At 66.5% G+C, this 12,779-nt stretch carries 9 protein-coding genes and 1 pseudogene; 4 read left to right on the top strand and 6 right to left on the bottom strand.

Annotated elements, in window-relative coordinates:
* Positions 1 to 403: 403 nt before the first annotated feature.
* Positions 404 to 1,207 carry a DsbC family protein gene (locus EO141_RS07385; RefSeq protein WP_104585968.1) on the bottom strand — a complete coding sequence of 268 codons (804 nt, stop codon included), beginning with the start codon at positions 1,205 to 1,207 and terminating at the stop codon, positions 404 to 406.
* Positions 1,208 to 1,325: 118 nt separating this feature from the next.
* Positions 1,326 to 2,297 carry a site-specific tyrosine recombinase XerD gene (xerD, locus tag EO141_RS07380; protein ID WP_104585982.1) on the bottom strand — a complete coding sequence of 324 codons (972 nt, stop codon included), beginning with the start codon at positions 2,295 to 2,297 and terminating at the stop codon, positions 1,326 to 1,328.
* Between the two features lie 188 nt (positions 2,298 to 2,485).
* Here xerD and EO141_RS07375 point away from each other — a divergent pair, with 188 nt between their 5' ends.
* Positions 2,486 to 2,947: an RDD family protein gene (locus EO141_RS07375; protein ID WP_126970913.1), complete on the top strand. Its 462-nt coding sequence runs from the start codon at positions 2,486 to 2,488 to the stop codon at positions 2,945 to 2,947.
* A 152-nt stretch (positions 2,948 to 3,099) separates the two neighbouring features.
* Here EO141_RS07375 and lptG read toward each other — a convergent pair whose 3' ends face one another.
* Both lptG and lptF read right to left on the bottom strand, forming a co-directional pair.
* Complete coding sequence (lptG, locus tag EO141_RS07370) at positions 3,100 to 4,206, bottom strand: LPS export ABC transporter permease LptG (RefSeq protein ID WP_104585972.1); 1,107 nt, start codon at positions 4,204 to 4,206, stop codon at positions 3,100 to 3,102.
* Positions 4,203 to 5,285: an LPS export ABC transporter permease LptF gene (gene lptF / locus EO141_RS07365; RefSeq protein ID WP_104585974.1), complete on the bottom strand. Its 1,083-nt coding sequence runs from the start codon at positions 5,283 to 5,285 to the stop codon at positions 4,203 to 4,205. The genes lptG and lptF overlap by 4 nt, the downstream gene beginning before the upstream one ends.
* Before the next feature lie 107 nt (positions 5,286 to 5,392).
* On the opposite strand from lptF, the gene EO141_RS07360 reads away from it, so the two are divergent.
* The 3 genes from EO141_RS07360 (at position 5,393) to EO141_RS07350 (ending at position 10,457) form a co-directional block, all read left to right on the top strand.
* Positions 5,393 to 6,874 (top strand): leucyl aminopeptidase, encoded by a 1,482-nt coding sequence (locus tag EO141_RS07360; protein WP_104649404.1) that lies wholly within the window; start codon positions 5,393 to 5,395, stop codon positions 6,872 to 6,874.
* A 114-nt stretch (positions 6,875 to 6,988) separates the two neighbouring features.
* On the top strand, positions 6,989 to 7,414 hold the full coding sequence (locus tag EO141_RS07355) for a DNA polymerase III subunit chi (RefSeq protein ID WP_104535058.1): 426 nt from the start codon (positions 6,989 to 6,991) through the stop codon (positions 7,412 to 7,414).
* Between the two features lie 208 nt (positions 7,415 to 7,622).
* A complete protein-coding gene (locus EO141_RS07350) occupies positions 7,623 to 10,457 on the top strand; it encodes a valine--tRNA ligase (protein ID WP_127168845.1) in 2,835 nt (944 codons plus the stop codon).
* An 861-nt stretch (positions 10,458 to 11,318) separates the two neighbouring features.
* On the opposite strand, the pseudogene EO141_RS07335 reads toward EO141_RS07350, so the two are convergent.
* Both EO141_RS07335 and EO141_RS07330 read right to left on the bottom strand, forming a co-directional pair.
* Positions 11,319 to 11,502: pseudogene (locus EO141_RS07335) on the bottom strand (pectate lyase); the annotation flags it as partial.
* Positions 11,503 to 11,558: 56 nt separating this feature from the next.
* The gene (locus tag EO141_RS07330) at positions 11,559 to 12,692 is read right to left on the bottom strand and encodes a pectate lyase (protein ID WP_104583309.1); all 1,134 of its coding nucleotides are present in this window, start codon (positions 12,690 to 12,692) and stop codon (positions 11,559 to 11,561) included.
* Positions 12,693 to 12,779 lie beyond the last annotated feature (87 nt).

The following is a 12,779-nucleotide window of genomic DNA, read 5'->3' as shown; positions in this document are numbered from 1 at the left end:
AACGGGGCTGCAGATTGTAACGGAGCTGATGCGTCGGCGCCGGACCCGGGATGTGGCGGCCAGCGATCTGTGCGGTGGTGACTCGCCCCGCCCGGCGCGGATTCGGCACGTTCCGGCCAGATGCGGCAGCGGCAGCGGCGGATGGCGATGCCGACCCGGATTCGCGCGCACACCTGCCCAGGGCCGGATCTGCGCGCGGGGGCGACGTCCGCAGCGCTGGCCGCCACGCCGGTCCATCGCCGCTCTCACCCGACAAACCGTGCTGCCAGCCCAAACCCCGCTGCCAGCCGGTCCTGAAACGCAACAGGCCGGAATGCATGCGCATCCCGGCCTGTTGATCGATCACGCCGACCGTCGCGGCGGCCAGCGTCAGCGCAGCATCACGGCGCTGCCGGCGGCGACGTCAGCGGCTGCCACCGGCGGTGGTCACCGCGCGCTTTTCCAGCGCTTCACGCAGCTGCGCCGGCGGCAGGTAGCCGCCCAGCTGGGTGCCGTCCGGGGCGAAGATCGCCGGGGTGCCGTTGACGCCCAGGCGCTGGCCCAGCGTGTATTCCATCGACACCGGATTCTTGCAGTCCTTGGCATTGACCGGCTGCCCGGACTTGGCCGCGGTCAGCGCCTGCTTGCGGTCGGCGGCGCACCACACCGCGATCATTTCCTTGTGGTCCTGGCTGCCCAGGCCCATGCGCGGAAACGCCAGGTATTCCACCGCGATGCCCTGCTTGTTGAGCTCGCCGATCTCGCTGTGCAGCTTGCGGCAGTAGCCGCATTCCACGTCGGTGAACACCGTCACGGTGTATTTGGGGTTTGCCGGCGCAAACACGATGCGGTCGGCCTTGGGCACGGTTTCCAGCTGCTTGCGGCGGTAGGCCAGCAGGCCCGGGCTGGCAGCAAACTGCTTGTTCTGGATGTCGAACGGCTGCGCCTGGATCAGGTAACGGCCGTCGTCGCTGACGTACAGCACCTGCCCGCCGACCACCACTTCGCGGAAACCGGGAAACGGCGCTGCGCCGATGTAATCCGGCTTGAAATCCGGATCCAGCGCCTTGAGCGCAACGCTCACACGCTGGTCCACGTTGCCCGCGGCGGCGGGGGCGGCAGCAGCGGCTGGCTTGGCGCCGGCGTTGCTTGCCGCAGGCTGCGAGGATTGCGCGCAGGCGGTAAGGCTGAGTGCGCCCAGCAGCGCGGCGATGGCAAGACGATACATTCACGCATCCAGTGGAATGGGGTGCCTGGATTCTCGCACAGCGCAGATGAAGCCAGACAGCGGCTGAAACGCTTTCTTCTTTCTCTGGACAGTTGCCTCGCCTGCGGCGCACCCGCCATCACCCGCGCGGGTGATGGGCGGCATGCAGCTTCTGCAGGTGCTGACGCGCAACCAGCGTATAGATCTGGGTGGTGGACAGCGAACTGTGCCCGAGCAGCATCTGCAGCGCGCGCAGGTCCGCGCCGTGGTTGAGCAGATGGGTGGCAAAGCTGTGCCGCAGCCCGTGCGGGCTGACCGTGGCGGGGTCGATCCCGGCCACTGCCGCATAGCGTTTGACCAGCGCCCAGAACTGCTGGCGGCTGGGCGGCTGCCGCGCCGCATCGATGAACAACGGCACCTGCCCGTCCACCGCTGCCACCGCCTTGTGGCTGGCCAGCAGCGGGCGCGCCTGGCTCAGATAGCGCTCCAGCCAGTGCTGGGATTCCTCGCCCAACGGCACCAGGCGCTCCTTGCTGCCCTTGCCGGTGACCCGCAGCACGCCCTGGCGCAGGTTGACCCCCACCGCCGGCAGGTTGACCAGTTCGCTGACGCGCAGGCCGGCCGCATACATCAGCTCGAGCATCGCGCGGTCGCGCAGGCCCAGCGGCGTGGCGATATCGGGCGCAGCCAGCAGCGCCTCGATCTGCGTCTCGGTCAGCGCCTTGGGCAGCGAGCGCGGCAGGCGTGGCGGGTCCAGCAATGCGGTGGGGTCGTCGCCGCGCACGCCGTCGCGCAGACACAGGCCGTAGAACGCACGCAGGGTCGACAACAGCCGGGCATTGCTGCGCGGCGAATAGCGCGCCTCGGTGCGCCAGCGCAGATAGTCGAACAACACCGCCCGATCGACACCCAGCAAGCCGCCGCCGGCACCGTCGCGCCAACGCGCCAGCCCTTCCAGGTCGCGCCGGTAACTGTCCAGGGTCTGCCGCGCCACGCCCTGCTCGGCCCACAACCGGTCCAGAAAGCGTTCGATGGCGGCGGCATCGGCGGCCTGCACCGGCGGCAGGTGTTGCGCCAGTTGGCGGCGTTCGGCAGGACTGCTGGCTGACATCGCAACAGCATAGAGCGTGGCATGCGTTTTGCGGCGCGCCATGTCAGCCAGGAGCGGGATTTGGCAACGCAGACTGCCTCGATCGGCCACACGCCACGTGGCTCTCAGCTCAACACCCAGGCCCCGCCTGGCGCGGGATTGCCGCAGCGCGACGTTGCTCGCTCGCCTGCGCCGGCTATGCTCGCAGCATGACTTCGCCCCCCGCACCGCGCAGCGCGCGCGCACCTGCCCTAGTGGTCTGGCGACTGCTGGCCATGTGCTACGACGCCTGGCCGGTGCTCGCGCTGTGGATGCTGATCTCCGCCGCGTTCACGCTGGGATTTACGCTTGCCGGGCATCCGGCCCGCGAGAACATTGCCCCCTTCAGCGGCTGGCAATGGCTGTTGTGGCTGTGCTGCTGGATCGCGGCCGGGGTCTACGCCACCGTCAGCTGGCGGCGGGGTGGCCAGACCCTGGGCATGCGCCCGTGGCGCTTGTCGCTGGTCGGGCCGCAAGCCTCGTGGCGCGTACTGTGGATCCGCTATGCCGTCGGTACGCTGTCGCTGGCCCTGGCTGGCGCGGGATTCTGGTGGGCCTGGCTGGACCGCGATCGGCTGGCCTGGCACGACCGTGCCAGCGGCACCCGGCTGCAGCGCACGCCCAAGCGCTGAAACGCCTGGGCCGGCAGCTTGCCGACCTCCCCGGCAGGCAGTGCTGGAATGCGGCCGCCGTGCAAAGCCCTGGCAGCCACACGCGCAAACCGGTACCACCGTTTAGCGCAGGCAGCGCACGGTTCCGAAGACGCTGAACCGGCGCAGCCGCGTCAGCTACTGCGCCGTCGGAACAACCACACCGACACGCCCAGCATCACCATCGGCGGCAGCGCATAGGCGATGCGGTAGTCCAGCTTGAGGGCACCGGCCATGCGGCCGAAGAACAGCTGCAGCAGCCAGAACCCCAGCGCGAACAGGATGCCCAGGAACAGGCGCTTGCCCAGCCCGCCGCTGCGCAGCGAACCGAACGAGAACGGGATCGCCGCCATGCACAGCGCCAGCACGTTGAGCGGGTAGAACCAGCGGCTCCAGTACTGATCTTCGTAGTCGCGCGCATCCAGGCCGTTGCGGCGGCGGTATTCGATGCTCTGCTGCAGATCGCGCGCAGACAGGTTGCGCGGCTTGGCCAGCCCGGCCGCCAGCGCTGCCGGGCTGAGCTGCGACTGCCACGCCAGCTCGGGGAAGGTTTCGCGCTGCACCGAGCGTTCCTGGAAGGTATCGCGGCGCACCTGGCGCAGCGTCCAGGTCCCGTTGCGGTTCTCGGCCAGCGCCGCGTAGGTCAGCTGCGCCAGACGGCCGCCGGCATCGAGGTGATACAGCCGCACATCGTGCAGATCCAATGCGGTGCCGCCGCCGTCGAGCAGCTTCTCTTCGCCGCTCAGCGCATTGAGGAAGGTGTCGCCCTCGCGCGCCCACAGGCCGGAATAGCGCGCCATTGCCATGTCGCTGTTGTAGCGAGCGCTGGTTTTCAGGGTATCGGCCTGGTTCTGTGCCCACGGCCCCACGGTCTCGCCGCTGATCACCATGGTGGCGGTCAGCAGCGCCATGGCCGCCACCACCGAAGCCGACATGCGCTTGCGCGACACGCCGAGTGCGCGCAGCGCGGTGAGTTCGGACGTCGCCGCCAGCTGGCCCAGGCCCATCAAGGCGCCGATCACCGCAGCGGTCGGAAACAAGGTGTAGGCCCGGCGCGGCACCGTGTAGGCCACATACGCGATCGCGTGTCCAAAGGTGTAGGCACCCTGGCCGATGTTCTTGGCCTCGCTGGCAAAGGCATTGACCAGGTCCAGGCCCAGCAGCACCGCCCACGTAAGCAGCACGGTGAACAGCACCGCACGCCCGACGTACCAGTCATGCACCCGCGGCATCAGCCTCATGCGCGCACCCTCGGCCGGCGCACGCGGCCATCGCGCGCATATGCCCAGATCGCCACCGCCAGCAGCGGCAAGGTCAGCCACCACAGACCGAGCGCAGCCGGGGTCTTGCCATTGGCGATCCACTGGGTGCCGACGATCATCAGATTGGTGCCCACCATGTAGGCCAGGAAGGCCAGCATGATCCGGCCGTAACGCTGTTGCCGCGGCGCGCTGCGCGACAGCGGCAGGGTCAGCAGCGCGAAGGCCAGCGCCAGCAACGGCGGCGCCAGGCGCTCATGCAGCTGCGCGCGCGCCGCCGGGCGCTGGTCCGAGAGCAGCTGCGTGGTCCACATCACTTCCGGATCGTTGGCATCGTGCACCTGGGCCCGGTCGGGCAAGGCCACGTCGTTGCTGGCGAACTTCATCAAACGGTAGTCCAGGGTGTTGCCGGCGGCCGGGCCTTCGATGCGGTAGCCGTCCTCCAGGCGCAGGTAACGGTCGGCCTTGCCTTCGAAGAACATCGCGCCGCGGTCGGCGGTGACCACGTCGATGCGGTCGTCCTTCTGGCGCTGCAGGAACACCTTGCCCAGGCCCTTGCCGTCGGCCGAGATCGTAGTCAGGTAGACCACCCCGCCGCCGGACAGCGGCGTGAACTTGCCCGATTCCAGGCCGGCCATCACGATGCTGCGGTTGGCGTCCTCCAGCATGGTCTCGGCGGTGCGGCTGGCCCAGGGGCCCAGCCACAGCGAGCACAACCCGATCACCACCACGACCGGCACCACCAGCATCAACATCGGCCGCAACATGCGCCGCGGGCCCACGCCGATGGCGGTGATGACCGCCATTTCTGAATCGCGGTACAGCCGCGCCAGTGCCAATAACAGCCCCAGCATCAGCGCCAGCGGCAGGATGATCGGCAGGTACGCCACAAATTGCAGGCCCACCTGGGACAGCAGCAAGCGAGCAGGGATGCGGCCATCGGCGATATTGCCGAGGATATCCACCAGCACACCGCCCACGCTGACGACCAGCAGCACGATCAAGGTGGCCAGGAAGCTCTGGGTGAAATCGCTAAGCAGGTATCGATCGAGCTTCGGCATGGGGTGGGCTTGTTTTAAACTCTCGGATTCGTTCGCGGCGGCGCCAGCCTAGTCCGGTTGGCGTAAACAGCCCGCGATTGTACGGATTTGCCTACGGAATCTGATCAATGGCCCTGCAATTCACCCTGAACCAAGACGCGCCGGCAAGCGCCGCCGTCGACTGCATCGTGGTTGGCGTGTTCGCCGACAAGACCCTGTCGCCCGCCGCCCAGGCGCTGGACAGTGCCAGCCAGGGCCGTCTGACGGCCCTGGTGGCACGTGGCGACGTGGCTGCCAAGACCGGCAGCACCAGCCTGCTGCACGACCTGCCGGGCGTTGCCGCCCCGCGCGTGCTGGTGGTGGGCCTGGGCGAGGCCGGCAAGTTCGGCGTGGCGCCGTACCTCAAGGCGGTGGGCGATGCGACCCGCGCGCTGAAGACCGGCCCGGTCGGCACCGCCCTGCTCACCCTGACCGAATTGCCGGTCAAGGCGCGCGACAGCGCCTGGAACATCCGCCAGGCGATCATCGTCAGCGACCATGCCGCCTACCGCTACACCGCCACGCTGGGCAAGAAGAAGGTCGACGAGACCGGCCTGACCACGCTGGCGATCGCCGGCGACGACGCCCGTGCCCTGGCCGTGGGCGTGGCCACCGCCGAGGGTGTGGAATTCGCCCGCGAGCTGGGCAACCTGCCGCCGAACTATTGCACCCCGGCCTACCTGGCCGAGACCGCAGCCGCCTTCGCCGGCAAGTTCCCCGGCGCCGAGGCCGAGATCCTGGACGAGACGCAGATGGAGTCGCTGGGCATGGGCTCGCTGCTGTCGGTGGCGCGTGGCTCGGCCAACCGCCCGCGGCTGATCGTGCTGAAGTGGAACGGCGGCGGCGACGCGCGCCCCTACGTGCTGGTCGGCAAGGGCATCACCTTCGACACCGGCGGCGTCAACCTCAAGACGCAGGGCGGCATCGAGGAAATGAAGTACGACATGTGCGGCGGCGCCAACGTCATCGGCACCTTCGTGGCCACGGTCAAGGCCGAGCTGCCGATCAACCTGGTGGTGGTGGTGCCGGCGGTGGAGAACGCCATCGACGGCAATGCCTATCGCCCCTCCGACGTGATCACCAGCATGTCCGGCAAGACCATCGAGGTCGGCAATACTGACGCCGAAGGCCGCCTGATCCTGTGCGATGCGCTGACCTACGCCGAGCGCTTCAACCCCGAAGCCCTGGTGGACGTGGCCACGCTGACCGGCGCCTGCATGGTGGCGCTGGGTCACCAGACCGCCGGCCTGATGAGCAAGCACGACGACCTGGCCAACGAACTGCTGGCCGCCGGCGAGCACGTGTTCGACCGCGCCTGGCGCCTGCCGCTGTGGGACGAGTACCAGGGCCTGCTGGATTCTACCTTCGCCGACGTCTACAACATCGGCGGCCGCTGGGGCGGCGCGATCACCGCCGGCTGCTTCCTGTCGCGCTTCACCGAGAACCAGCGCTGGGCACATCTGGACATCGCCGGCGTCGCCAGCGACGAAGGCAAGCGCGGCATGGCCACCGGACGCCCGGTGGGGCTGTTGACGCAGTGGTTGCTGGACCGCGCCGCAGGTGGGAATTGAGAATCGGGAATAGGGAATCGTGAAATCCCTTTCCTCTCAGTCATCGCCGCGACCTTCGAGGTCGCGGCGATGCCGTGACCATTCCCGATTCCCCTCTACCGATTCCCTGCCCTGATGCCCCGTGCCGACTTCTACCTGATCGCCAAACCGCGCTTCCTCAACGAACCGCTGCGGCTGGTCTGCGAGCTGGCGCGCAAGGCCAACGACGCCAACCTGCCTACGCTGATCCTGGCGCGCGACGCCGCGCAGGCCGAGGCATTGGACGACCTGCTGTGGGCATTCGACGACGAGGCCTACATCCCGCACCAGATTGCCGGCACCGACGAGGAAGACGAGCTGGCGCCGGTACTGATCGCCTCGCCGGAGTTCGATGCTCCCTCGCGCCCGCTGGTGATCAACCTGCGCGACGATCCCTACCTGGGCGCCTGCGACCGCGTGCTGGAAGTCGTCCCCGCCGACCCGGCGGCCCGCGAACCGCTGCGCGAACGCTGGAAGCAGTACAAGGCCCTGGGCCTGGAACTGACCAAGTACGACATGTGAGAGGGGCGGGGATTGGGGAGTTGGGATTGGGGATTCGTAAAAGCAGACTTTTTGCGCGTCCCTAGGCTGCATCCAGCCACGCATCCCAAATAGCCGATCTTCGCTCCACACCACCACTGCTGACGTTGATGAGTGGATTGCCAGTGCTTCTCGCCGGCCCCATGACGCAACCAATCCCGAATCCCGAATAACGAATCCCCGCCCCACTATGACCACCCTCGCCTCCAGCTACGACCCCTCTTCCTTCGAATCGCGCCTGTACGCGCAGTGGGAGGCTGCCGGGTATTTCGTGCCGTCCGGCCAGGGTGAGCCGTATACGGTGCTGCTGCCGCCGCCGAATGTGACCGGTACGCTGCACATGGGCCATGCGTTCCAGCAGACGCTGATGGATGCATTGGTGCGCTATCACCGCATGCGCGGCTTCGACACGCTGTGGCAGGTGGGCACCGACCATGCCGGCATCGCCACCGAGATGGTGGTGTCGCGCAACCTGGCGCTGGAAGGCAAGGGCGAAACGCGCGACTCGCTGGGGCGCGAGGGCTTCATCGCCAAGGTGTGGGAGTGGAAGGCCGAATCCGGCGACACCATCGAGCGCCAGATGCGCCGCCTGGGCACCTCCAGTGACTGGTCGCGCAGCACCTTCACCATGGACCCGCAGCCGTCGGCCGCGGTCAACGAGGCGTTCGTGCGCTGGTACGAGCAGGGCCTGATCTATCGCGGCCAGCGCCTGGTCAACTGGGACCCGGTGCTGAAGACCGCGATCTCCGACCTGGAGGTGGAAAACGTCGAGGAAGACGGCTTCCTGTGGTCGATCCGCTATCCGCTGGCCGATGGCGTGACCTACGAGCACGTCGAGCACGATGCCGACGGCGCCGAGACGCTGCGCGAGACCCGCGATTACCTGGTGGTCGCCACCACGCGCCCGGAGACCATGCTGGGCGATACCGCAGTGATGGTGCATCCGGAAGACCCACGCTATGCCACGCTGCACGGCGCCCGCATCGTGCTGCCGCTGACCGGCCGGCAAGTGCCGGTGATCACCGATGACTATGTCGACCGCGCCTTCGGCACCGGCGTGGTCAAGGTCACGCCTGCGCATGACTTCAACGATTACCAGGTGGGTGTGCGGCATGAGTTGCCGCTGATCAACCTGTTCACCGTCACCGCCACCATCAACGAGAATGCGCCGGAGCGGTACCGCGGCCTGGATCGTTACGACGCACGCAAGCTGGTGCTGTCCGAACTGGAAGACCTGGGCGTCTTGGTCGAAACCAAGCCGCACAAGCTGCAGGTGCCGCGCGGCGACCGTACCGGCCAGGTGATCGAGCCGTATCTCACCGACCAGTGGTTCGTGAAGATGGACGCGCTGGCCAAGCGCGGCCTGGAGCTGGTCGAAAGCGGCCAGGTCAAGTTCGTCCCGCCGAACTGGATCAATACCTATCGCCACTGGATGGAGAACATCCAGGATTGGTGCATCAGCCGTCAGTTGTGGTGGGGGCATCGCATTCCGGCGTGGTTCGACGAGGCAGGCAAGTGCTATGTCGGCCATGACGAAGCCGAGGTGCGCGCGAAACACGGCCTGGGGGCCGACGTCGCGCTGCACCAGGACAGCGACGTGCTGGAAACCTGGTTCTCCTCGCAACTGTGGCCGTTCTCCACGCTGGGCTGGCCGGACGCGAACGCGATGGCCGAGCGCGGTTTCGCGCGCTATCTGCCGTCGTCGGTGCTGGTCACCGGCTTCGACATCATCTTCTTCTGGGTGGCGCGCATGATCATGGCCACCGACAGCTTCACCGGCCAGGTGCCGTTCCGCGATGTCTATATCACCGGCCTGATCCGCGATGCGCAGGGCCAGAAGATGTCCAAGTCCAAGGGCAACGTGCTCGACCCGCTGGACATCATCGACGGCATCAGCATCGAAGACCTGGTTGCCAAGCGCACCACCGGGCTGATGCAGCCACGCATGGCCGAGAAGATCGAAAAAGCCACGCGCAAGGAGTTCCCGGACGGCATCATCGCCCATGGTGCCGACGCGTTGCGCTTCACCATCGCCGCACTCGCCACGCATGGCCGCGACATCAAGTTCGATCTGGGCCGCGCCGAAGGCTACAAGAACTTCTGCAACAAGCTGTGGAACGCCACGCGCTTTGTGCTGATGAACACCGAAGGCGCGCGCTTTGCCGGCGTGCCGCAGCCGCGTACCGAAGCCGAGCAATGGATTCTGGCGCGCCTGGACAAGGTGACTGCAGAAACCCACGCACACTATGCCAGCTACCGCTTCGATCTGCTGACGCAATCGCTGTACGAGTTCGCCTGGAATGCGTTCTGCGACTGGTTCGTCGAACTGGCCAAGCCCGCGCTCAACGGCCAGGACAGCGAGGCAGCCGCCAGCACGCGCCACACACTGCTGTACGTGCTCGAAGCGCTGCTGCGCCTGCTGCACCCACTCACCCCGTTCGTCACCGAGGAACTGTGGCAGCAGGTTGCACCGCGCCTGGGCATCAGCGCCGCCACGATCTCGTTGCAGGCATTCCCGCAGGCCGGCGATGTCGACACTGCGGGCTACACCAGCGCAGAGGCGGATGTCGAATGGCTGAAGTCGATGGTGTCGGCACTGCGTCGTGTGCGCAGCGAGTTGAACGTACCGCCGTCCAAGCAGGTGCGCCTGCTGCTGCAGGCCGGCACTGCCGACGATCGCACCCGTGTCGGCCGCTTCGCCTCGCAGCTGTCGTTCCTGCTCAAGCTCGAAGCGATCGACTGGCTCGACGCCGGCCAGGACACACCGCCGTCGGCCACGGCCATCGTCGGCGAGCTCACCCTGCTGGTGCCGCTGGAAGGCCTGGTCGACATGGATGCCGAACGCACGCGCCTGGACAAGGAAATCAAGCGCGTGGAAGCCGAGATCGGCAAGTGCAATGGCAAGCTGGGCAACGCCACGTTTGTGCAGAACGCACCGGCCGTGGTGGTCGAGCAGGAACGCGCGCGCCTGAACGACTGGACCACGCAGCTGACCGGCCTGCGCGAGCAACGCGCCAAGCTCTAGGACCGCCAATCACTGTTGGCCGAGACGGGGTCAACAGCCTGGTTAGTCGAGGGCGCGGTGCCCTCACCGCGTGCGCGACACGCCGTGAACCCGCCCCTGGGAGCTCGGTGGCGGCATCCATGCCGCCACACAGTCCCGCAACGGACAAGGACACCGCACCAGGCAATTGGTCGGCGCTCATCTGAAAAGCTGTCTGTCGTGCGGTGTGCATTAGACGCGGGGCCGATACGTCACGATCGAACAGGGCGCATCCAGCACTGCTCTTCCATGCACACCGACCGTCTCGACTGGTCCTTGCCGGCCCACCGTCGCGGGACCCTGAGCGGCATGGATGCCGCGCCGGAGCCTACATGGACGTACTTGCGGCGTGTCCCGCGATGGTGGGCCGGCAAGGGCCCTGCAGCAAACTCGCAGCGTCGAGTGCGCGGTGCCCTCACCGCTTGCGGGACACGCCGTGAACCCGTCCCTGGGGGCTCGGTGGCGGCATCCATGCCGCCACACGGTCCCGCAACCGGCAAGGACACCGCGCCAGACAGTTGGTCGGCTGCTTTACTGAAAACCATGCACACCGATCATCTCGACTGGTCCTTGCCCGCCAACCGTCGCGGGACCTTACGCGGCATCGATGCCGCGTAATGGTGGGCGGGCAAGGGCCCTGCATGGATCCTGCGCCCGGCTGCGCAGAGAACTGAAGACGCGTGATGCTGCGCGCACGCGCCACGGCGTCGAAACAGCGTATGTCGCCGGACAATGAGACATCGATAAGGACATTACGCAAACGCACAACGCCCACAGTGCTGCGGGCGTTATGGAAAGACGTGCAACGCTGCACGCATCGCGGCGTTGCGTACCGCAGGGGCCTTACAGCTTGCCCGCCCCGGCCTTTGCCTTGACGTCTGTAGGTATAGGGCGGCTTCCAGCCGATGTTGCTGTTCCACGAGCAATTCAGCGCCTTGCCGTTGATCAGCGAACCCTGGTCACGATACACGCTGCCCTTGTAGTCGCCGGCGATCTTGTCGCAGCTGCTCACACCACCGATGTCGAACGCATTTGCAGTACCCGTCTTGCGGGCACTGCATTTGCGTGGTGCATTGATAAGGCTTACAGCTTTCCGGCGCCGGCCTTCGCCTTGACGTCCGCAGCGACCTTGTCGGCCGACAGCAGGCTATAGGTGTACGGCGGGGTCCAGCCGATGTTGCTGTTCCACGAGCACGTCAGTGCCTTGCCGTTGAGCAGCGAGCCTTGATCGCGATAGACGCTGCCGCCGTAGTCGGCCGCAATCTTGTCGCAGCTGCTCACCCCACTGATGTCGAACACGTTGCGCTCGGAGAAGATCTTCGACTCCTTGCCCACGCCATGCGCATGCGAGAACGGGTAGACCTTATTGCTGGTGCTGCCGACGTGGTAGTTGTTGTACAGATGCACCTGCCCGAAGCGCACCCGCGGTGCGCGTGCGGAGATGTTCTCGAACAAGGTGTTGTGGATGGTCACCTTGAGCTTGCCGCTGTCGGTGCTGGAGGCGCTGTCGCTGGAGCCGATCAGGTCGTTCTTCTCGTGCGACTTGAACGCCGAGTAGGAAATGGTGACGAAGTTAGCGCCCTTCTTAACGTCCATCGCACCATCGTGATGCTGCTTGGGACGGCCGTTGGCGGTGCCGTTCTGATCGTCGGTACGACGACCGTCGGTGAAGGTGACATGGTCCACCCACACATTGGTTGCGCCCTCGACCGTCAGGCCGTCGTACTCGGCATTCCAGTTGCCGGCGCTGCCGTCATCCGGGTCCCAGACCGGCTGCGGATCCCACGGATTTTCAATGGTGAGATTGCGGATGATGACGTCGTTGGCCTTGACGTAGAAATAGCCTTCGCGGATCTCCGCATTGCTGGTGATGCCGATCAGCGTGGTCTTGGTGGGGATGTCCAACCGCGCGCGGCTCTTCATGTCCGAGGTCGTGGTGTACGGCTTGCCTTCGCTGATATCGATGATGCCGCTGATCTTGATGATGCGCCCGTTGCTCCCCACGCTGGCTTTCAGCGCGCTCTTCAGCTCGGCGGCAGTCTTGACCGTGTAGATATTGGCTGCGGCCGCTTTGGAACCGCCCTTGGTCCCTCCGTTCTGTGTTGCCCAACCAGTGGTTGCAACTTCCAGTGCAGGATCGGCGCAGGCAACGCCAACAACCAGCAACGACCCGACAAACAGCGACGCGGCGGCCGCCGTTGAAAATTTCGGCTTCATCTTGATCTCTCCCTCGGATAGGTTCGATGCGCCGCGCGGCGGCACACCCCTCGTCTAGCAGGCGCGGAACATACTTTTCATCTCTGT

It is taken from the genome of Xanthomonas sp. BRIP62415, assembly GCF_003993515.1.
Classification (GTDB): Bacteria; Pseudomonadota; Gammaproteobacteria; order Xanthomonadales; family Xanthomonadaceae; genus Xanthomonas; species Xanthomonas euroxanthea.
Note: the sequence above shows the minus strand (reverse complement) of the source record. Positions and strands in the feature narration are given on the sequence as shown.